The sequence below is a fragment of the Polynucleobacter sp. MWH-UH25E genome, assembly GCF_018687095.1.
GTDB lineage: Bacteria > Pseudomonadota > Gammaproteobacteria > Burkholderiales > Burkholderiaceae > Polynucleobacter.
Genome location: NZ_CP061286.1, coordinates 1,154,497 through 1,175,660 on the forward strand (window position 1 = coordinate 1,154,497; position 21,164 = coordinate 1,175,660).

Annotated in this window: 22 protein-coding genes; 12 read left to right on the forward strand and 10 right to left on the reverse strand. The window is 45.7% G+C overall.

Annotation, left to right across the window (positions count from 1 at the left end):
- The first annotated feature begins 35 nt into the window (after positions 1–35).
- The 4 genes from ICV39_RS06100 (at position 36) to ICV39_RS06115 (ending at position 4,745) form a co-directional block, all read left to right on the forward strand.
- Positions 36–890: a xanthine dehydrogenase family protein subunit M gene (locus ICV39_RS06100; RefSeq protein WP_215389261.1), complete on the forward strand. Its 855-nt coding sequence runs from the start codon at positions 36–38 to the stop codon at positions 888–890.
- 26 nt (positions 891–916) lie between these two features.
- Positions 917–1,426 (forward strand): (2Fe-2S)-binding protein, encoded by a 510-nt coding sequence (locus ICV39_RS06105; protein WP_215389262.1) that lies wholly within the window; start codon positions 917–919, stop codon positions 1,424–1,426.
- 19 nt (positions 1,427–1,445) lie between these two features.
- Positions 1,446–3,842: a xanthine dehydrogenase family protein molybdopterin-binding subunit gene (locus ICV39_RS06110; protein WP_215389263.1), complete on the forward strand. Its 2,397-nt coding sequence runs from the start codon at positions 1,446–1,448 to the stop codon at positions 3,840–3,842.
- 126 nt (positions 3,843–3,968) lie between these two features.
- Positions 3,969–4,745 (forward strand): 3-hydroxybutyrate dehydrogenase, encoded by a 777-nt coding sequence (locus ICV39_RS06115; RefSeq protein WP_215315656.1) that lies wholly within the window; start codon positions 3,969–3,971, stop codon positions 4,743–4,745.
- A 37-nt stretch (positions 4,746–4,782) separates the two neighbouring features.
- On the opposite strand, the gene ICV39_RS06120 is transcribed toward ICV39_RS06115, so the two are convergent.
- The gene (locus ICV39_RS06120; protein ID WP_215389264.1) at positions 4,783–5,766 is read right to left on the reverse strand and encodes a tripartite tricarboxylate transporter substrate binding protein; all 984 of its coding nucleotides are present in this window, start codon (positions 5,764–5,766) and stop codon (positions 4,783–4,785) included.
- Between the two features lie 176 nt (positions 5,767–5,942).
- Between ICV39_RS06120 and ICV39_RS06125 the strand changes: the two genes are divergently transcribed.
- A complete protein-coding gene (locus ICV39_RS06125; RefSeq protein ID WP_215389265.1) occupies positions 5,943–6,536 on the forward strand; it encodes a urate hydroxylase PuuD in 594 nt (197 codons plus the stop codon).
- Positions 6,537–6,610: 74 nt separating this feature from the next.
- Here ICV39_RS06125 and ICV39_RS06130 read toward each other — a convergent pair whose 3' ends face one another.
- The 3 genes from ICV39_RS06130 to ICV39_RS06140 are packed head-to-tail and all read right to left on the reverse strand — an operon-like array spanning position 6,611 to position 8,546.
- Positions 6,611–7,780 (reverse strand): NAD(P)/FAD-dependent oxidoreductase, encoded by a 1,170-nt coding sequence (locus ICV39_RS06130; RefSeq protein ID WP_215389266.1) that lies wholly within the window; start codon positions 7,778–7,780, stop codon positions 6,611–6,613.
- 60 nt (positions 7,781–7,840) lie between these two features.
- Positions 7,841–8,008, reverse strand: coding sequence for a rubredoxin (locus ICV39_RS06135; RefSeq protein WP_251372640.1), 168 nt, complete (start codon positions 8,006–8,008; stop codon positions 7,841–7,843).
- Between the two features lie 52 nt (positions 8,009–8,060).
- Positions 8,061–8,546, reverse strand: coding sequence for a rubrerythrin family protein (locus ICV39_RS06140; RefSeq protein WP_215389267.1), 486 nt, complete (start codon positions 8,544–8,546; stop codon positions 8,061–8,063).
- 157 nt (positions 8,547–8,703) lie between these two features.
- On the opposite strand from ICV39_RS06140, the gene ICV39_RS06145 reads away from it, so the two are divergent.
- A complete protein-coding gene (locus ICV39_RS06145) occupies positions 8,704–9,633 on the forward strand; it encodes a hydrogen peroxide-inducible genes activator (protein WP_215389268.1) in 930 nt (309 codons plus the stop codon).
- 27 nt (positions 9,634–9,660) lie between these two features.
- Here ICV39_RS06145 and ICV39_RS06150 read toward each other — a convergent pair whose 3' ends face one another.
- The 4 genes from ICV39_RS06150 to ICV39_RS06165 form a co-directional block, all read right to left on the reverse strand.
- Positions 9,661–9,837 (reverse strand): hypothetical protein, encoded by a 177-nt coding sequence (locus ICV39_RS06150; RefSeq protein WP_215367362.1) that lies wholly within the window; start codon positions 9,835–9,837, stop codon positions 9,661–9,663.
- An 18-nt stretch (positions 9,838–9,855) separates the two neighbouring features.
- A complete protein-coding gene (locus ICV39_RS06155) occupies positions 9,856–10,419 on the reverse strand; it encodes a cytochrome b (RefSeq protein ID WP_215389269.1) in 564 nt (187 codons plus the stop codon).
- An 87-nt stretch (positions 10,420–10,506) separates the two neighbouring features.
- On the reverse strand, positions 10,507–11,208 hold the full coding sequence (locus ICV39_RS06160) for a hypothetical protein (RefSeq protein ID WP_251372641.1): 702 nt from the start codon (positions 11,206–11,208) through the stop codon (positions 10,507–10,509).
- Positions 11,209–11,292: 84 nt separating this feature from the next.
- Positions 11,293–12,438, reverse strand: a complete 1,146-nt coding sequence (locus ICV39_RS06165) for an alpha-hydroxy acid oxidase (RefSeq protein WP_173956080.1) — start codon at positions 12,436–12,438, stop codon at positions 11,293–11,295.
- A 104-nt stretch (positions 12,439–12,542) separates the two neighbouring features.
- On the opposite strand from ICV39_RS06165, the gene ICV39_RS06170 reads away from it, so the two are divergent.
- The 5 genes from ICV39_RS06170 (at position 12,543) to ICV39_RS06190 (ending at position 17,781) form a co-directional block, all read left to right on the forward strand.
- Positions 12,543–13,457 (forward strand): DMT family transporter, encoded by a 915-nt coding sequence (locus ICV39_RS06170; protein WP_215389270.1) that lies wholly within the window; start codon positions 12,543–12,545, stop codon positions 13,455–13,457.
- 62 nt (positions 13,458–13,519) lie between these two features.
- Positions 13,520–14,932 carry an FAD-dependent tricarballylate dehydrogenase TcuA gene (gene tcuA / locus ICV39_RS06175; RefSeq protein ID WP_215389271.1) on the forward strand — a complete coding sequence of 471 codons (1,413 nt, stop codon included), beginning with the start codon at positions 13,520–13,522 and terminating at the stop codon, positions 14,930–14,932.
- A complete protein-coding gene (gene tcuB, locus ICV39_RS06180; RefSeq protein ID WP_215389272.1) occupies positions 14,919–16,061 on the forward strand; it encodes a tricarballylate utilization 4Fe-4S protein TcuB in 1,143 nt (380 codons plus the stop codon). The genes tcuA and tcuB overlap by 14 nt, the downstream gene beginning before the upstream one ends.
- A 136-nt stretch (positions 16,062–16,197) precedes the next feature.
- The gene (locus tag ICV39_RS06185; RefSeq protein WP_215389273.1) at positions 16,198–17,346 is read left to right on the forward strand and encodes an aminotransferase class V-fold PLP-dependent enzyme; all 1,149 of its coding nucleotides are present in this window, start codon (positions 16,198–16,200) and stop codon (positions 17,344–17,346) included.
- A gap of 153 nt (positions 17,347–17,499) precedes the next feature.
- Positions 17,500–17,781: a protein tyrosine phosphatase gene (locus tag ICV39_RS06190; protein WP_215389274.1), complete on the forward strand. Its 282-nt coding sequence runs from the start codon at positions 17,500–17,502 to the stop codon at positions 17,779–17,781.
- 24 nt (positions 17,782–17,805) lie between these two features.
- Here the strand turns inward: ICV39_RS06190 and ICV39_RS06195 are convergent, their stop codons facing one another.
- Both ICV39_RS06195 and ICV39_RS06200 read right to left on the reverse strand, forming a co-directional pair.
- On the reverse strand, positions 17,806–18,780 hold the full coding sequence (locus ICV39_RS06195; RefSeq protein WP_215389275.1) for a DMT family transporter: 975 nt from the start codon (positions 18,778–18,780) through the stop codon (positions 17,806–17,808).
- A gap of 6 nt (positions 18,781–18,786) precedes the next feature.
- Positions 18,787–19,680 carry an NAD(P)H-hydrate dehydratase gene (locus tag ICV39_RS06200; RefSeq protein ID WP_251372642.1) on the reverse strand — a complete coding sequence of 298 codons (894 nt, stop codon included), beginning with the start codon at positions 19,678–19,680 and terminating at the stop codon, positions 18,787–18,789.
- Positions 19,681–19,741: 61 nt separating this feature from the next.
- Between ICV39_RS06200 and ICV39_RS06205 the strand changes: the two genes are divergently transcribed.
- Positions 19,742–21,157 (forward strand): MBL fold metallo-hydrolase RNA specificity domain-containing protein, encoded by a 1,416-nt coding sequence (locus ICV39_RS06205; protein ID WP_215389276.1) that lies wholly within the window; start codon positions 19,742–19,744, stop codon positions 21,155–21,157.
- Positions 21,158–21,164 lie beyond the last annotated feature (7 nt).

Consider the following 21,164-nt stretch of genomic DNA (forward strand, 5'->3'; position numbering starts at 1 on the left):
AAAGGCTTGCGTTATTTAGTGGTGGAGGAGACAAAATGAAAGCAGCTGCATTTGATTATGTAAAGCCCAAGGCTTTAAGCGATGCCTTGTCTTTGCTGAAGCAGGGTGGCGATGACGCTAGATTGATTGCTGGTGGTCAAACGCTTTTAGCGACACTAAATATGCGTTTATCAGAGCCTAGCGTTCTGATTGACATTACCGATGTTGAAGAGCTCAAAGGTATCTCAGTGGTGAGTGATAAGCTGCGAATTGGCGCGCTAGTTACCCATACGGAAATTGAAGATTCAGAATTAGTTGCAAAGCATGCGCCGCTTTTAAAAGCTGCCGCACCTCACATTGCGCATCGCGCCATCCGTAATCTAGGTACCTGGGGCGGTTCTCTTGCTTATGGCGATCCCGCTGCAGAGTGGCCAGCCTGCAGTCTCGCCTTGCAAGCCACGATGGTTATTCATGGTCAAGCAGGAGAACGAAAAGTTTCAGCAAAAGATTTTTTCATTGATCTTTACACCACTGCCTTAGAGTCTGATGAGATTTTGGTGGCAACAGAAATTCCATTGGCACCAAGCAATCAAGTTTTTTATTTTCATGAGCTTGCAAGAAGGCATGGGGATTATGCGGTCGCTGGTTTAGCGGCGGTGGCACAAAAAGATGGAAATGTCTTGAGCAAGTGTGCATTTACTTTTTTCTCAGTGAGTTCTACTCCGGTGATGGCAACAGCTGCGCAAGATTTAATAAATGGCAAAACATTAAATTCTGAGCTGATTGCAGAAGCTGTTAATACGGCTCGTAATGAAATCGATGCGATTGCTGACATTACCAATAGCGCCGAGGCAAAGAAACATTTAATTGGCGTTCTGCTTGAGCGTGGACTCAAGCATTTGGTTTCATAGTTATCCAAATTAGTTGGAGAGTAGAGATGAATTTGAAGAAAAAAATATCTTTGACTGTTAATGGCACTTTGGTGAATGCTGAAATTGAGCCGCGACGTCACCTGGTAGATTTCTTGCGTGAAGATTTGCATTTAAAGGGGCCGCATTTAGGATGCGAGCAGGGTGCCTGTGGCGCTTGCACGGTAAAGGTTGATGGGCAAATTATTCGTGGTTGCTTATATCTTGCAGTTCAAGCTGATGGTTGCGTGGTAGAAACCGTTGAAGGACTTACCAAGAGCGGTGTATTGGCTGATCTGCAAGAATCTTTTATGCGTCATAACGCGATGCAATGCGGATTCTGTTCATCCGGTATGTTGCTCGCTGCAGCCGAGCTAGTTGAAAAGCAGCCAAAGGCGAATCGCGAAGAAGTTCGCGAATGGATTTCTGGAAATTATTGCCGTTGCACTGGTTATCACTCTATTGTTGATGCCATCGTAGATGTATTGGATGCGCGCGCTAAGGGTCAAAAAATTAAACCAGTTACAGCTCACGCATAAGCATTTTAGGAAACGCATTATGAATAAGCCAACAGATTTAAAAGGACTCGTTCTCGATCCTGTTACCAATGATCAACGCTACATTGGCAACAGCGAACCAAGGCATGGCGCTCGCCGTTTGCTAGAAGGTCAGGGAACTTACATTGACGACATTCAATTGCCGCGGATGGGTCATGTGGTTTTCTGGCGCTCGCCTGTTGCGCACATGAAGATTAATAAAATTCATACCGAACAAGCAAGCAAGATGCCAGGAGTTTTAGCGGTAGTCGATGGTTTGCAGATGGCAAAAATCTGCAAACCCTGGGTGGCTACCTTGGGTCATTTGGCTGGCATGAAGTCAGCTCCTCAACATGCGTTGGCAGTAGATCGCGCATGTTGGCAGGGTGAGCCGGTAGTGGCAGTAGTTGCTGAAACAAGAGTGCAAGCCGAAGATGCTTTGCAGTTAGTTGATGTTGAATGGGAGGAGCTACCCGCGGTCATTTCGATGGAATCTGCTTTGGATCCAGAGACCCCATTAATTCATCCTGAGTTGGGTGATAACCTCTGCTTCACTCGTAGCTTGGATGTTGGCAATGTAGATCAGGTATTTGCCTCAGCCGATGTTGTGGCGGAAGCAACATTTGGTTTTGGCCGTCATACGGGCGTAACCTTAGAGCCCCGCTGTCAGATTGCTGACTATAACCCTGGAGAAAGACGCTTAACGGTTTATCACTCGCAGCAGGCACCACACATGATGCAAGACCTGTACTGTCGTCAGTTTGGCTTCTCAGAATCTGACGTTCATGTGATCTGCAAAGATGTAGGCGGCTCATTTGGCATCAAAGTGCATGCATATCCTGATGATTTTGCAACAGTGGGTCTATCTATGATGTTAGAGCGTCCTGTTAAGTTTGTTGCGGATCGACTTGAGTCATTTACAAGCGATATCCATGCTCGCGAACATCGTATCAAAGGGCGTATTGCGGCAAATAAGGCTGGAGATATTCTCGCTTTTGAAATCGATGATTTAACTGGTATCGGCCCATATTCAATGTTTCCAAGAACCAGTGCGATTGAGGGTAATCAAGTCGTGAATCTGGTTGGCGGCCCTTACAAGCACCAAAACTATCGTGCGCATTTGAATGTAGTTTTTCAAAATAAAACACCTACTTGCCAGTACCGTGGCGTGGGGCATCCGATTGCTTGCGCAGTTACAGAAGGCTTGGTGGATTTGGCCGCCCAAAAACTGCAAATGGATCCGCTAGAGTTCCGTAAACGCAATGTGATTCCAGATGACGCATATCCATGTTCTGGAATATCCGGAATTAAATTAGAAGTACTTTCGCATGAGCAGTGCTTGCGCACTATTGAAAAAATGATGGACTACCCAGCCTTACGTAAAGAACAGGCTGAGTTACGTAAGAAGGGCATATACCGAGGTATCGGTTTTGCTACTTTGATTGAATTAACCAATCCAAGCCCAGCTTTCTATGGTGTTGGTGGTGCGCGCATTGCCTCACAAGATGGCGCCTCAGTTCGTTTAGATCCATCAGGCGTTGTTTCTGTATTGGTAGGTGTTGGTGAGCAAGGGCAGGGTACCGAGGGTATCTATGCACAAATTGCGGCAGATGCTGTTGGTGTGTCTATCAATCAAGTGCGTATAGTGACAGGCGATACCGATGTGACTCCTTATGGTGGTGGCACATGGGCTTCACGTGGCGCCGGCGTTGGCGGTGAAGCAGTATTACTTGCATGCCAAGCTTTACAAGAAAATATTTTGAAGTTGGCTGGCGCAATTTTGAATCGTCCAGTATCCGAACTGAGTGTCCATCGCAGTCATGTGTTGGATAAGGCTACTGGTGAGCAACTATTACCATTCAGTGAAATTGGACGGATAGGTTATTTCCGAACAGATACCTTGCCTGCAGGATTTTCAGCGGATCTGATGGTGACGCGCCACTATACGCAAAAAGACTATCCATTTATTTTTACGAATGGTGTGCAAGCTTCCTATGTTGAGGTTGATCCCGATACTGGATTTGTAAAACTCTTAAAGCATTGGGCTGTAGAGGATTGTGGTCGAGTGATTAATCCTATGTTAGTGAATGAACAAGTGCGAGGCGCAATTGTTCAAGGTATTGGCGGAGCCCTCTTTGAGGAGTGTCTGTACGATGACAGTGGCTTGCTACGTAATGGCAGCATGGCAGATTATCTGGTGCCCATGGCAAATGAGATGCCTGACATTGAAGTGGCCCACGTTGAAACGCCTACACAGTCTTCCAAATTAGGTGCTAAGGGTGCTGGAGAAGCCGGAACCGCAGGTGCCCCTGGTGCAGTACAAAATGCGATTAATGATGCCTTGGTTCCATTCAATGCGACCGTATTTGAGCAGCCAATCACCTCTGAGAAGATCTTAAGAGCTCTTAAAAAGATCTAATTCTGCAGTTTCCTTGATCTCATGGTGCAAACCCCTCTAGCGGGGGTTTGCAGTTCCTGTAACATCCAATTTTGACCCTCCTTTATATATGGCTGGGTCTATTTTTAACTCGATACGGTAATGAATATGTCTTCTTTAAAAGGTAAAACAGCGTTAGTCACAGGCTCAACAAGTGGCATTGGCCTCGGAATGGCGATTGCATTGGCCAAGCAGGGCGCCAATATTATGGTGAATGGCTTTGGTGAAAAAGACGAGGCAATTGCCAAGATCAAAGCGTGCGGCGTGGAGGTTGATTACCACGGTGCTGATATGAGTAAGCCAGCAGAAATTGAAGATCTTATTAAGCAGACAGAAAAACGTTTTGGGTCTCTAGATATTTTGGTGAATAACGCTGGTATTCAACACACTGCGAGCATTGAAGAATTTCCCACTGATAAGTGGGATGCGATTATTGCCATTAATCTCAGCTCAGCGTTTCATACAACACACCATGCCCTACCTGGCATGAAAAAACGCAACTGGGGTCGCATCATTAATATTGCATCCGTGCATGGTCTAGTTGCATCAACACAAAAGGCTGCTTATGTAGCGGCTAAGCATGGCATTGTTGGTTTAACCAAAGTGACTGCACTCGAAAATGCGCGCACTGGTATTACTTGTAATGCGATTTGCCCTGGTTGGGTATTGACGCCATTAGTACAAAAGCAGGTGGATGCTCGCGCAGAGCGTGAGGGTATTTCAAATGAGGCTGCTAAGATTGCATTGGTGTCTGAGAAGCAGCCGTCTGGACAGTTTGTAACCCCTGAGCAATTGGCAGCATTGGCTGTATTCCTATGCGGCCCCGATGCATCGGAAGTGCGTGGGGTAGCGTGGAATATGGATGGAGGCTGGACGGCTCAATAAAGAACTGTTCAGTTTTGCTCATATCACCGCTGGATGTTTACTCAGCGGTGATTTTTCTATCAGCAATAATTTTCCCCCACATCGCGGATTGACTCGCGATATATTTCTGCAAATCTTCACGACTGCCTGGATTCGGCGTAAGGCCATGCTCAGCTAATTGCGCATTGGTTGTCTTATCTTTTAATGCGGCAACCAAAGCCTTGTTCCATTTTTCTAGAATGACATCTGGCGTTTTTCCAGGCGCAACAAATGCATACCAGTTACTTGCATCAAAGCCAGGGTATCCAGACTCTGCAATCGTAGGAACATTTGGAAGGGTGGGCGCGCGTTTTAATCCCGTTGTCGCAATTGGAATGAGCTTACCATTTTTAATATAGGGATCAGCCGTAGCAAGTGCGGAGTAGTAAGAAGAGACTCGCCCACCCAATAGATCGACCATCGCTGGGCTGCCACCCTTATAAGGTACGTGGACAGTATCGATATCAGCACGCACATTCAAAAGCTCTCCCTGCAAGTGAGAGGCAGATCCGCTTCCTGTTGAAGCGAAGGTAATTTTGCCAGGATTCTTTTTCGCCAAGGCAACATATTCTTTGAAATTCTTAACGCCAAGTTCTGGAATGACTACTAAGACATTCGGAAAGGTAACGCCCATGGTGAGTGGCGCCAGATCTTTTTGGGGGTCATAGGGTAACTTCATGAGATGAGGCGCAATGGACAGCGGACCAACTGAGCCAAACAAAATTACTGAGCCATCGGCTGGGGCGGTCGCAGTATAGGCGTGTGCGATATTGCCGCCAGCACCAGGTTTGTTATCAACAATGACGTTTTGACCCAGATCTTCACTCAGCTTTTTGGCGATCACACGTGCCGCACTATCGGCTGAACCTCCGGCAGCAAAGCCAACCACAATCGTGATGGTTTTCTTTGGTGGAAATTCCTGAGCGTAGGTGTTTTGTGAAAGATAGGTGAGTCCCAGCAAGATTAGGCTGCTTAGTAAGCGCGAAGATCTAGATCGAGTCATAAGTCGTGTCTCATTGTTTTAATTAGTCAGTTTTTAGAGATTTTGCCCTTGAATAGGCACCAAGTCACTATTTGGCTCGCTATTTTGGGCTGGATTTTCAAAAATTTGCCCTGTCGAACAAAATCAGCAGAATCGTTTATAGTTAGAACGCATTTTTATATATAGGAGATCCATTCATGGCTTCAATTTTGTCTTCATTGGGACGCACTGTATTTGCTGGTTTTGTGCTTCTCGTTTTGATTATTCTCGCTTTGGGCGGCAACTTCAGTTCTGCTGAATTGCCATTCGTATTCCGTTGGTTGCACGTAATGTTTGGTGTAATGTGGATTGGTTTGCTCTGGTACTTCAACTTTGTGCAAATTCCATCCATGCCAAAGATTCCTGATGAGCAGAAACCAGCGATTGGTAAAGTGATTGCGCCAACCGCATTATTTTGGTTCCGTTATGCAGCCTTGTTCACAGTATTATCAGGCCTGATCTTAGCAACATTGAACGGTTACGCGCACCAAGCATTTACATTGCAAGCTCCATTCCGCGCAATTGGTCTAGGTATGTGGATTGCATTGGTAATGGCATTCAACGTTTGGTTCATCATTTGGCCAAATCAGAAACGTGCCCTCGGTATTGTTACTGTAGATGCTGATACAAAAGCAAAGTCTGCTCGCGTAGCGATGTTGACATCACGCTTGAACACATTACTCTCAGTACCAATGTTGTTCTTGATGGTTGCTCAATCTCACAACACTACTTGGTTCGTGATTGTTTCTTAATCAAGTAATCAGGTATTAAAAAGGCCCGCTATGCGGGCCTTTTTGTTTTGAAGCGTACAAAGGAGTTGGAAGACTTAAGCAAGAATAGGAGGAAGCTCTTTGCTCAAGGTGGCTCTTTGAGCAGTGGCCGTGCCCATCAATACAAATCCCAATAATTTTCCGTCATCAGATTCAAAGCGTGCCTCTAGGCCGCCCTCAATATCTTGGGTTCTCCATTGCCCATTCGCACCTTTGGCGGGAGGCGAAACAACCGTAGGTAGTGCAGGCGTTTTTACCATGACCGGCATTGCTGGGTAACTTAATGCGGTACGTGGACCAGTAAGTGTTTGGGCTAGTGCTCTAGCAGCTTGCATGATGGGCATCACATAAGGAAGAACTAGGCCCTCTACTTCAGCGCAATCACCCAATGCATAGACGTCGGGTAGATTAGTTTGCAACTCTCGATTCACGTGAATGCCGGCGCCAGTATTAATGCCGCTAGCCTTAGCTAAATCCAGTCTAGGTTTTAAGCCAACCGCAGAGAGCACAAACTCACAAGTGATATTGGATCCATTGGTTAAAGTAACGATCAATTCATTACCATGACGATCTATGGATTGCACCGTGGTACTGAAATGCCAACGAACTCCCGCTTCACTAAGTTTGGTTTGTAGCGCAGCTGCAGCTGTTTCTGGGATTAAGCGTCCTAAGGCCTGTGGAGCAAGATCAATCACATCAACTTCATAGCCGCCTAGTGTTAAATCATTGGCAAACTCGCATCCAATCAAGCCTGCGCCAAGAATCGCAATTCTCTTTTTATCGCTAATGGCTTCGCGAAATTGACCGTATTCCTCAAGATCATTCACAGTCATCACTTCATTGGCAGCATTGCCTTGTAGTGGGATGCGTATCTGATCTGCGCCTAGTGCTAAAACTAGCTTGCCAAAGGGAATCTCCCCTTTGCTGGTGGAGACTACTTTTTTGCCTGCATCAATTGCACTTACATCAGTTTGTGAAAAGATAGTGATTTCAAGTTGACCAGCCATTCCCTCGGCGGGCGTTGATATGAGTTGAGCAGCTTTTTTCTTGCTGGCAAATGCTGTCGATAGCATTGGCTTTGAATAAAAGTAGCCAGGCTCACGCGTGATGAGGGTAATGGGAGTTGTCTTATCTAGCTTCCGAATTTCACGGACTAATGTATACCCAGCCAAACCGCTACCAATAATGACGATAGCGGATGAGGATTGTGGCGCGTTTGGATTCAAAGCCGGGCTCCTTATTAATGCTTTAAATATTTGGATGTTTCTAAATGGTGGAGTGGGGGGTTAGCTAATCTGAACCATTTCAAAGTCAGATTTGGCTACGCCGCAATCAGGGCACTCCCAGTCCTCTGGGACGTCAGCCCAAGCTGTGCCAGGTGCGATACCGTCCTCAGGCAAGCCTTTTGCTTCGTCATAAATGAAGCCGCACACAATACATTGCCAAGATTTCATGTTGATTCCTTTAATAATAGAAGTAAGTTTAAATTCAGTTGACGATCTGCGCTTAATTTGCAGCAAATTCTTTTGCTTTTACTAAAGCTTGCTTATAGTGATTAGCATGGCGCTCTTCCACATTTGCTAAGGCAGCAAAGCGTTTAGCTGCTTTTGCCAATACAGCCTTAAATTGCTCAGCATGCTCTTTAGATTCTGCGATTTGCTCATCAATTTCTTTAATTGCTTCTGCATTGCCTTCTTCCACTGCTGTTTTGCGGAAAGAAGGATACATTTCGGTGTACTCATAAGTCTCACCTTCAATCGCGATTTCTAATGCGCGAGCTGGGGTGATAGTGTTTGCGGGGTAGAGTAAATCTAAATGTCCGAAAGCGTGCATCACTTCCTGATCAGCAGTTGCCTCAAAGATCTTTGCAGTTTCTTCATCGCCAGCAGCTCGTGCCAATTTGGCGAAATAGCGATACTTAATGTGGGCCATAGATTCACCTGCAAAAGCAGACTCTAAATTTTGGATGGTTTTAATTTCTGGGCGTGCCATTTTTTAATTCCTTTGTAATCATTGTTAAAAATTGTGTTGGGCTCGTACCGTTATTTATTGCTTGCTCAACTGTGGAATGAATTCTGAGGCTTATTCCATAATCAGTCCAATAAATAATTATGGTAATATTTATCTAAATATTCGATAAGGGGGCAAGATGGCTTATTTACCGTCATTAAAGCAGTTAACCTATCTCGTTGCATTGGCGAAAGAGCTGAATTTCACGCGAGCGGCCCAGGTCTGTTTTGTTGGCCAATCCACTCTCAGTGCGGGCTTAAAAGAGTTAGAAGATGGTCTTGGGATTCAGTTGGTAGAGCGTGACCGACAAAACGTTTCTATTACTCCAGCCGGCATGGAGGTCCTGGAACGAGCAAAAACGATTCTGACTGCCTCTGAAGATTTGGTTGAGTATGCGAGCGCTTCAGGCAAGCCAATGACGGCATCTATTCGACTGGGAGTGATTCCCACTATTGCTCCATTTTTATTGCCTACTGCATTACCAGAAGTTCGTAAGCGCTTTCCAAATCTGAAAATTACTTTGCGCGAAGATTTAACTGCTAACTTACTTTCCAGGATCGCCGATCATAAATTAGACTTCGCATTAATTGCCTTGCCTTATGACGTTGATGGTCTATTGGTAGAAGAATTATTTGACGATGGTTTTTGGTTAGTTGCAAAAGAAGGCGATCCCGCTCTTAAAGGAAAGGAAGTCACCCTGCCAGCCAAAATGGCAGAGCGCTTATTACTCTTGGAAGAAGGGCACTGCTTACGTGAACACAGTTTGCAAGCATGTAGGAAGGTTGATATCCGTAAAGACGAAAGTATGGAAGCGACAAGCCTCTTAACTTTATTGCAAATGGTTGAGTCCGGATTGGGGATTGCTTTGTTACCGGAGATGGCTGTGAAGAGCAGCCTTTTAAAAAATACGGATTTGCTTGCTAAAGAATTAAGTGCGCCAGCGCCTAAAAGAGTTATTGCTCTAGTCGCAAGATCTTCAACAGCTCATATTGCGGAGTTTAAGGCTTTATCAAACTGCATTCGTGATCAGTTTGGCGCGCATTTGAAAAAAGTAAAACAACAGAAATAAAACTTTCGTGCCTATAAAAAGGCCGAATTATTTTTTGTCTTCAGGATCTTTGAGAAGGTCATAGTGGTTCGCGACCAATAGCAAGGCTAGAGAGGCGCATCCCATAGCGAAAAATTGCCATTGATGCAACATTGCGGTGCCCACTACAGTCATTAATACAGTCCAACCTACAGCCATTTTGGCTTTTTTAGATAGTGGCTTCATTGCCTATTTCCTATTGGGTTAATTCCTGACACCTTTCATTTTAGGCAATATGCGGGTGAGTACATCATCCTTTAAAAAGTAATGGTGCCATAGGGCGGCAAGCGCATGAATTCCGATGAGGAAATACAAGCTGTTTCCTAGAAGCTCATGAATATTTTCGACTGATTTTTTCATTACAGGGTCAGGGGTAACCAACTGGGGCCATGTAAAGCCAAAGAAATGAATTTCCTTGCCAGCGTATTGGAAATACAGAATGCCAAAGATCGGCGCTATCAATAGTATTGCGTAGAGTAGCCAATGCATTACTTTGGAGAGCATTGCTAGTGCTTGGCTGGGGTTTTTGGGTTCTGGTGCCCCAAATAGAATTCGAGCAAATAAACGCAAAACCATGATGACAAAGATAATTTGCCCAATGAAGCCGTGAATTGTTTTGGTGAGTTCTCGCGCTTCACTCCCCTTTGGAAATTGCCCCTTGAGTTCAATAACTACAAATGCAGCAATCAGCAAGACTACGACAAGCCAATGAAATAGGATCGATATAGGGTGGTACTGAGTTTTCATCGCGGTATTGGTATGAATCATCAAATATCACAAATGATAATCAATCTCATTAACACTATCAACATTAGGGGAAAATCCCTGATATGGGGCTCATAACCCCATTAAATATTATTTATTAAGAGGGGCGCCCTTAGTTGTCAGGCTATTTTGGAGGGTGATGAGGTTTCGAGGTTCAATTCGAATAACTCCACCTCTTGGGCTATCGATATCCGCAATCAAGAAGAAAGAAACTGATGTAACGAATGGGAAAATCATAAATAGGCCCACATTCTTTTTGAAATTGCGAGCACCAAAGCCAACCAGTAAGTTTGCACAGACAGCAATAGCAGCCATTAAAGACCATGCGGCATAGGGGATGCGATTCCACCAGGCTGCCTGAACGTAGCCCTGAGAGTTCAGCACATCATTCATGCCGCTGAGGATGAGCGCATTAGTTGGAGTTGGCTGATTACGCGCAATGGGAAGAACTTCATTCCATAAGGCATCTTGAAGTTCATCCGTTTTTTTGCGAATCTCCTGAATCTTTTCCTTGTCCTGTTTTGAATAGAACAGGATGCGCTGTTCCAAATACTGTTGAAGCAGGCCTTTTGTTCTTGCGGATGCCTGTGGTGGCAGGAGATCCGATCTCAGGTACTCGGTACCAATAGCATTGGCTTCACTCTCTTCCAGAGTTTCTCGTATGTCATGGCGGTCGATCGCCATAGAGAAGGTAAAGCCAATGATCAGGCCCAGCAATGTCAGTGTTGCTGTTTGAATCACTCCTAAATCTTGTGATGTTTCAGTGTCTTTGCTTCTATAACGGCTCAGCACAGCATTGCCAAACCAAACAGATAGGCAAAAGGCAAGGAGCGAAGCTCCAAAGACTAGGACGGGGTGATTAAGTAAGTAAGAAATTTAGAAAGTCCCAGGATACAAAATATCTTTGGTTACGTTCTGAATATCGCGATGACCTGTAAAGGCCATGGTTATATCCAATTCATTGTGAATGAGCTCAAGGCATTTTGTTACGCCTGCTTCGCCCATAGCGCCTAAGCCATAGAGGAAAGGGCGGCCAATCATCGTGCCACGAGCACCCAGTGCCCAGGCTTTGAGGACATCTTGGCCGGAGCGAATGCCACCATCCATCCACACTTCAATATCTTTGCCAACCGCATTCACAATTCCTGGCAATGCCTGAATACTAGAGACAGCGCCATCTAGTTGGCGACCGCCATGATTGGAAACAATCAATGCATCAGCACCAGAGTTCGCAGCCATTCTTGCATCTTCTTCATCTAAGATGCCTTTGATGATGAGCTTTCCACCCCAGAGTTTTTTAATCCACTCTACATCGCCCCAATTGAGGCCTGGGTCAAATTGCTCGGCCGTCCAAGAGGAGAGTGAAGACATATTGCCCACGCCAGTAGCGTGACCAACAATATTTCTAAAGGTTCTACGAGGAGTCATTGCCATGCCCAAACACCAACGTGGCTTGGTGGCCATATTGATCATATTGGCGATGGTTAATTTAGGTGGAGCTGATAGACCATTCTTCAAGTCCTTATGGCGTTGACCAAGAATTTGCAGATCTAGCGTTAACACAAGTGCGGAACATTTTGCGGCTTTCGCACGTTCAATCAAGCGCTCAATAAAACCACGGTCTTTCATCACATATAGCTGAAACCAAAATGGTTTAGTGGTACGTTCGGCAACATCTTCAATAGAGCAAATGCTCATGGTTGAGAGGCAAAATGGCACACCAAATTTTTCAGCGGCTTTTGCTGCCAAGATTTCACCATCGGCATGTTGCATACCAGTGAGTCCAGTTGGAGCAAGCGCTACTGGCATAGCCACTTCTTGCCCCACCATTTTGGTTTTGGTGGTGCGGTTTGTCATATCAACGGCTACACGTTGACGTAACTTGATTTTCTGAAAGTCAGATTCATTGGCACGATAGGTAGACTCGGTCCAAGATCCAGAGTCTGCATAGTCGTAGAACATCTTGGGGGTGCGTTTTTTGTGAAGAACCCGTAAGTCTTCGATGTTGGTAATAACTGGCACAATCAATCCTTCTAATGTATTTGTATGCGTCTACAAGCTCTATCTTAGCAATACCAAGGAATTGTTTCTACAATGCTAGATAGCGCCTAACCCGTTAAGCCTAAATGCCTAAACTCACCCTTGCCACCGTTGCCTATTTGCTAATTGCCACAGCCCTGTGGGCGGGCAATGCTATTGCAGGTCGTCTATTGGTAGGCAGCGTTTCGCCAATTACGTTAAGTGCTGTCCGCTGGGGTTTGGCCGCTTTATTATTGTTGCCCTTAGGTTGGCGCGTATTTAAACCTGATAGCGCTTTGTGGCAAAACAAAAAACGCTTCATTCTATTGGGGCTCTTTGGAGTAGGTAGTTACAACGTACTGCTTTACCTAGCTCTCCAGACTTCCACTGCAATTAATGTCACCTTAATTGGTGCAAGTATGCCAATTTGGATGCTGTTCATTGGCGCTGTTTGGTATCAAGTCAAACCTACGCTTTTGCAGTTGTTAGGTGCAATCGTTTCATTGGTAGGGGTAGCGATAGTATTAACTCGGGGCGAGTTATCCGCATTACTTTCTATGGGAATGGTGGTGGGTGACTTATTGATTATGTTGGCCACTATCTTGTGGGCCTTCTACAGTTGGATGTTGAGTCGCCCCGGATCTAGTACTGAGCGGCAGTGGCCATGGGCAGAATTCTTAATGGCGCAGGTGTTAGTTGGTTTGTTGTGGACTAGTTTCTTTGATGGCTTTGAGATAGTCATGGGACATGCCCATCTTGAGCTTAATGCTTGGACTGGCTCACTCATTTTGTTTGTCGCGGTAGGCCCTTCCTTGATTGCTTACCGTTGTTGGGGGTTGGGTGTTAATGGTGCGGGCCCCACCATCGCCGCTTTCTTTGCGAACTTTATTCCTTTATTCACCGCTCTTTTATCCGCTGCGATGTTAGGTGAGCCTCCGCAGCTCTTTCATGGAGTGGCATTTGCCCTCATCGCCCTTGGCATCTGGGTATCTTCAACTAAGGGCCGGTCTTCTAATGCTTGATTTGGGTCTTGGTAAATAAGCCAAAAAAACAGTAAAGTAATTTCTTTTCTTCAAGAAGCCTCATGGTTGATGTTCTAGTGATTGGCGGTGGTAATGCCGCTCTGTGTGCCGCCCTAATGGCTAGGGAAGCAGGCGCTAGCGTTCTTCTTTTAGAGGCTGCCCCAAAAGAGTGGCGCGGTGGTAATTCTTCGCACACCCGCAATATTCGCGCAATGCACGATCAGCCTGAAGATGTGATGCTGCAATCCTATCCGGAAGAAGAGTATTGGCAAGACGTACTAAAAGTTACTAGTGGCCACACTGATGAAAAATTAGCTCGCTTTGTGATTCGTGCTTCTTCACAATGTCGTCAGTGGATGCAACATCATGGTGTTCGTTTTCAACCTCCGCTTTCTGGCACATTAAATCTCTCACGTACCAATGCGTTCTTTATGGGTGGCGGTAAAGCTTTAGTCAACGCCTACTATCGCAGCGCGGAAAAGTTGGGCGTGCAAATACATTATGAGTCGCCCGTATCATCCGTAGAAATTAAGGATGGTAAGTTTGTCGCAGCATACGTAGGCAGCGAACGTATTGAAGCAAAAGCCTGTGTCATGGCTGCTGGAGGATTTGAATCGAATCGCGAGTGGTTAAAAGAAGCGTGGGGCGTCAATCAATACGGTGAGTCACCTGCGGAGAATTTTCTCATTCGTGGCACACGCTATAACCAGGGCGTCCTGATTAAGCAGATGATTGAGTTGGGAGCTGATTCCGTTAGTGATCCAACACAGGCCCATATGGTTGCGATTGATGCTCGTGCCCCTTTGTATGATGGCGGCATTTGTACTCGTATCGATGCGGTTTCATTCGGAATTGTTGTAAATAAAAATGCACGGCGCTTCTCGGATGAGGGTGAAGATTTTTGGCCAAAGCGCTACGCCTTTTGGGGCAGATTGGTAGCGCAACAGCCAGGGCAGATTGGATATTCGATTATTGATTCAAAAGTGCTGGGACGTTTTATGCCTCCCGTTTTTCCGGGTGAGAAAGCCGATACTCTCGAGGAGCTCGCTAACAAACTAGGTCTCGATCCACAAGCACTCCTAGAAACCATAAAGACTTATAACGCGGCATGCAAAGTAGGTAGCTTTGATCACACCATTCTGGATGACTGTCATACAGAGGGAATTGAGCCTGCAAAAACTCATTGGGCTTTGCCAATTGACCAAGGTCCTTTCTATGGATACGCAGTGCGCCCTGGTGTGACATTTACTTATCTTGGATTAAAGACTGATGAAACCGCTGCCGTTCGATTTAATGGTGCACCAAGTCCGAATTTATTTGTTGCTGGCGAGATGATGGCTGGCAATGTCTTGGGCAAAGGTTATGCGGCTGGAATAGGCATGGCGATTGGTACGGTGTTTGGTCGCGCTGCTGGAGTTCAAGCAGCGCAAGCCGCAAGAAAACAATCAATGGAGCTTGGACATGCAAGCGCTTAATACGCTAATTCAAGAGGCTAGAACTATAGCTATTACTCCAGAGTCTGAAGCGGACCGCATGTTGCAGATATGTAATGCCTGTCGTTATTGCGAAGGATTCTGTGCAGTATTCCCAGCGATGACGCGTCGTATTGAATTTACTCCAAGCGTTGTTAACTATTTGGCGAATCTATGTCACAACTGCGGCGCCTGTCTGCATGCTTGTCAATATGCTCCCCCACATGAGTTTGGGGTGAATATTCCGCAGGTCATGGCCCAAGTCCGCAAAGAAACCTATATGACCTATGCCTGGCCAAGAGCCCTAGGTGGTCTATATCAAAAGAATGGTTTGGTATTGTCGTTAGCAACAGCTATTTCAATTAGCTTTTTCTTATTGCTCAGTGCTGCACTTAATGGCTCGCTTTCATCAGCGCCTCTGAATGGAAATTTCTACGCAGTCTTTTCACATAACACTCTAGCCCTGATGTTTGGCGCAGTCTTTGGTTTTTCATTGCTAGCGTTGACAATAGGCTTGGTTCATTTTTGGCGCGGCATTACTCCTGGCAACATCTCAGGTGATGCGTTTGCGGAGGCCACTCATGATGCCTTGACCTTGAAATATCTCGGCGGTGGACATGGGGAAGGTTGTAATAACGAGGACGATGCTTTTTCTCTATGGAGAAAACGTTTCCACCATTTCACTTTCTATGGCTTCATGTTGTGCTTTGCTGCTACGGGCGTAGCTACGATTTATCACTACTTCCTTGATTTGCATGCGCCCTATGATTTAACTAGTTTGCCTGTGATACTGGGAACATTGGGCGGAATTGGTTTGCTGATTGGACCAGCAGGCTTGCTGTATTTGAATTTACGCAGAAATGCTGCTCACGGCGATGCCACTCAAAAACCAATGGATAGGACATTCATTGCGTTGCTATTTTTAATCAGCGCATCTGGTTTAGCGCTATTAGCCTATCGTGATAGTTCAGTAATGACGCTGCTATTGACCATTCATTTGGGCTTCGTGATGGCATTCTTCTTGACAATGCCGTATAGCAAATTTGCGCATGGCTTCTATCGGATGGCTGCTTTGTTCAAGAATTCGATTGAGAAGCGTCAGAAGAATAGCCTTCAATTTGGCGCGGATTAGCAAGAGGCAAACCTAGGTTTTGGGTGTTGACGGCTTCAAAAGGGTCAAATTAGGCAAGTAGGACAAGGTTGCGGTGCAATAAATACGTAAATCAGTATCATTTAGGACTATTCACAGAAATTCCCAGGAAATTACTATGCCAGGCTTACTCCCTAATGTTGATCCAGATGGATTGCTAGAGTTCTCAGTGGTTTACACCGACCGCTCTTTGAATCATATGTCTGAAGAGTTCAAGCGCGTGATGGTTGATATCTCTAGCGTATTGAAAGATGCATACAACGCAAGCTCAGCAGTAATCGTTCCTGGTAGCGGTACTTTTGGTATGGAAGCGGTTGCGCGTCAATTTGCCAATAAGCAAAAGTGCTTGGTGTTGCGCAATGGATGGTTTAGTTATCGCTGGACACAAATTTTCGACTTGGACAATATTGCCAGTGAGGTTTCAGTACTCAAAGGTCGTCAATTAGATAATTCTGCTCAAGGTGTATTTGCACCCGCGCCAATTGAAGAGGTTGTCGCCTTTATCAAGAAAGAAAAGCCAGCGGTAGTTTTTGCGCCTCACGTTGAGACATCTGCTGGAATCATTTTGCCGGATGATTACATTAAAGCGGTAGGCGAAGCTGTACGTTCTGTGAATGGATTATTTGTCTTGGACTGCATCGCCTCTGGTGCGATGTGGGTTGATATGAAGGCCTGCAATGTTGATGTATTGATTACTGCGCCTCAAAAAGGTTGGAGCAGCTCTCCTTGCTGTGCCTTAATTGCCTTGGGCGAGCGCGCTCGTGAGCGTATTGATGCAACTCAAAGCAGCAGCTTCTCTATGGATTTAAAGAAGTGGTTACAAATCATGGAAGCCTATGAAAAAGGCGGTCACGTTTATCACACCACAATGCCTACTGATGCACTGAAAATTTTGCGCAATGTAATGAAGGAAACGCAATCACTTGGTTTTGCCAAACTCAAAGCAAAACAGGTTGAGTTGGGTGAAAAGGTGCGCAAACTTTTAGAGTCCAAAGGCTATCACTCTGTTTCCGCTAAAGGATTCCAAGCCCCAGGCGTAGTCGTGAGCTACACCACAGATCCGGATATTCAGTCGGGCAAGAAGTTCATCGCATTAGGATTGCAGACAGCAGCAGGTGTACCTTTGCAATGTGATGAGCGTCCTGATTTCCGCACATTCCGTATCGGTTTGTTTGGTCTAGAAAAGCTTGGTCATGTTGACCGCACAGTTGATCATCTTGCTGGTGCCCTAGAAAAGATCTCAGAGGCTCAAGCTCAGCCTGCATAAAACCTGCTAATTGATTAGAACTAAAGGCCATCAATGATGGCCTTTTTATTTGCCCTGAACAGACCCAACCCAGCTAACAAAAATCATAGATTTGGTGTTTATCTATTTTTTTTGGGTATTATGGTTACATCTAAAACCTTTTTGGAGAACCGCATGATTTCTCGTACTGCTCGTTTCACTTTGGCATCTTTGGTTTCAGCCAGTATTGCTTTGTCACCGATCTCCGTTTTGGCAGCTGATCCTGCGCCAGCTCCAGCGCCTGCGGTAGCTCCAGCCTCAGCTCCTACAGCTGCTCCAGCACCGGCCGCAGCGCCAACGGATAAAGCAGAGGCGAAGAAAGCCAAGAAGCAGGCTAAGCAACAGAAGAAAGCAGAGAAGAAAGCAAAGAAGAAGTCTAAGAAGAAAGCTAAAGCAGCAGAACCTGCAGCTCAGTAATTGATTTCTACTTTTGAGCCATTATTAATTTAATAGCTCAACATCCAAGTCGCCCGACTTTTGCGAGTTCGGCGACTTTTTTGTTGGTGGATCATTGCGCACTAGTAACCACATTGCGGCAATCACTAGGATCATGCCACCAATTTGCATACTTGTAATGGGTTCAGATAGAACAAAGTAACCCAGGAAAATAGTTGAAACTGGTCCGAGGATGCCCGCTTGTGCGACTAGCGGTGAGCCAATGCGATTAATCGAAATCATGATCAGTAGCATTGGAATTACAGTGCATAAGCTAGCATTGAGCAGGCTGAGCCAATAAATTGCAGCGACCTGTTCAAAGATTGCCCTCGGGTTATGTAAGGTAGATTGAATCACACTAAATACCATTGAAGCTGAGCTAGCATAGACCACTAGGCGCACGCTGCCGATGCGCTTGACCATCTCGCCTGAGCCAATCATGTACAAGGCATAACTACAGGCACTGCCAAATACCAGCAACATTCCTAGCCATGCATGCAGCCCAGTAGAGCTGGCATCTTGGATAAAGACAACAAAGACGCCGACATAGCCAACAACCAATGCATACCACTGCATGCGAGAGATGGGTTTGTCCAAACCAAAATAGGAGATCAAGAGCACAATTGTCGGGGTGAGGTAAAGAACAATACGCTCTAATCCAACGGAGATATATTGAAGGCCTAAAAAATCAACATAGCTCGAGAGAAAGTAACCAAGAAATCCCAGGAAAAATAGTTTGCCGCGGTCGAGCCATGTAATAGGGTCCATGGGTTTTCTTCTGGTTTCCCACCAAAAAATGGCTAAGAACAGCGGTAGTGCCATGAGCATGCGTAAGGCCAATAAAGTTTCAGCATTTGCACCATATGTAAAAGCTAGCTTCACTAATACGGCTTTACCAGAGAACAGCATGGCCCCAACAGCGGCCATCAGAATGCCATAAAGGTAACGTTGGTGATGATGTGCGGAGCTAGCTGATTGCATGCTGTTTTATAACAGGTTATTCAAAAGACTTCGCATCTCAAGAATGATTTCTGAGGGAGTAAGGCCAATAGGGCCAGTTCCTTTTTGCACGAGGTTATCTGCAGCTGACGCGTGCAACTGAACTGCTAAGCAGCTTGCTTTCCAAAGATTCAGATGATGTCGCACTCCTTGGGCGGCAATGGCGCTAATGCTGCCTGTTAATACATCCCCCATACCGCCAATGCCCATACCTGGGTTGCCTTGTTCGCATTGCAGTATGTCTTTGCCTGGCGCGGTAATTAAAGTGTGTTGTCCTTTAAGGATGACGATAGATTGAGTTAAGGAAGCTAGTTTTTCAGCGGCACTCATGCGATCTGCCTGAATATCAGAAGTCGACTGACCCAATAGTCTTGCTGCTTCTCCAGGATGGGGCGTTAAAACAGTTTGACTTGGATAGCGTTGATTGCGAAGTTGTAGGGCACTCAATAATTCAGAGGAGTCGGCAATCAGGTTCAAGGCATCAGCATCAATTACCAGTGGAGTGTTTTCAGAATCAAGACAGGCTTGAAGCCATTCGCTTGCAAAATGAGAGGTTCCTAGACCCGGGCCAATCGCTATTACATCTGGCAAACCTTCCTTTAATGATTCCTTTGGATTGGGATTGGCTAGACGAATCATGAGCTCAGGCCGCTCTTGATCTGCGTGTGCGGAAGCGGGATCTAGCATTTCAAGAATAGTCCAACCCGCTCCAAGATGAAGACATGCATTTCCAGCAAGCAGAAGTGCGCCAGCCATACCTGCTGAGCCGCCAACCAAAATCACTTTGCCAGCATGGCCTTTGTGTTCTTCTGGTGCGCGGCGTAAGCGCGAGATTAACCCTAATGCGTTAAGCGTATTTGGCTTGCTTGGCATGGAAGTCATATGAGCATTGTGGTCTTCATTGAGTACTTGAGCTAATTGTAAGAGAGAGTATTCTGAGGGAATGAAGATTCAGTTTTTAGGGGCGGCAGGCGAGGTAACTGGCTCTCGACATTTGGTTGAGGTTAAGCTCGCTCACATAGTCCACCATTTCATGGTGGACTATGGAATGTTTCAGGGTGGGCGCGAGGCAAGTAATAAGAACTTAGAGCCCATGCCCATAGCTCCACAGGATTTGGACTTCGTTGTACTTACACATGCGCATATTGACCATAGTGGATTGCTACCTCGCTTATGCGCACAAGGATTTAAGGGACCCATCTACTGCACTAAAGCAACATACGAATTACTTAAGATTTTATTGCCTGATAGCGCACATTTGCAGTTGGCGGATTTAGAGCGTGCAGAACGAAAAATGAAGTTGGGTAAGTGGCGCGGAGAGTTGCCAGTAACTCTGTACTCTCGAGAAGAGGTTGACCTTGCTCTAAGTCAATTTGAGGTATTGGAGTATGGCCAAAGTCGTGAACTCATGCCAGGACTTCATCTACAGTTTCAGAATGCGGGTCATATTTTAGGTTCCGCTATTGCTGTAATTGATGTGCAAGAGGATGGTGCTCCAACAAAACGTTGCGTCTTTTCGGGTGATATTGGCATGAAAGGTAAGGTGCTAATGCCTGACCCGGATTTGATTGCGAAGGCTGACGTAGTGGTGATTGAGTCAACCTATGGTGATCGATTGCATCGAGGCTTGAGCGAGACCGAGCAAGAATTCATTGAAGTGATTCAATCGACGATGGCCAATCAAGGTAATGTCATTATTCCTGCATTTGCTGTAGGCCGCACCCAGGAAATATTATTTATTCTGATTGATTTAGTTAGAAGAAAGTTATTGCCGCATCTTTCCGTTTGGGTTGATTCGCCTATGGCAACTGCTGCAACACAGCTGACTGAACATTACTTCTCGCAATTAGATTCACATTCGCAGTCAACATTGAGTTGGTATAAAAAGAATCTTAGCGCAGTGGATCTTCGATTTATTGCAGATGTTGAAGAGTCAAAAGCGCTCAATAAGATTAAGGGTGGCGCCATTATCATCTCTGCAAGCGGTATGTGTGATGCAGGGCGAATAGTTCATCATCTGGCAAATAATTTACCCAGAGCACAAAACGCGATTGTGATTACTGGCTTTCAAGCATATGGAAGTTTAGGTCGTCGCTTGGTGGATAAAGCTACTAAAGTGAAGCTGTTTGGCGAAGAGGTGGCTGTCAGAGCCTCGATACATACTATTGGGGGTCTCTCAGCTCACGCTGATCAGGCAGGCTTATTGGATTGGCTACGAGGCTTTCAGTCACCCCCGAAGACTGTCTTTGTAGTTCACGGTGAACTGGAGTCAGCCTCGGTGTTAGCTCAATGTATTCGCGAGGAGTTGAGCTGGAAGAATGTGATTATTCCAGAACGACTCCATTCGTATAACTGTTAGCCGCTAG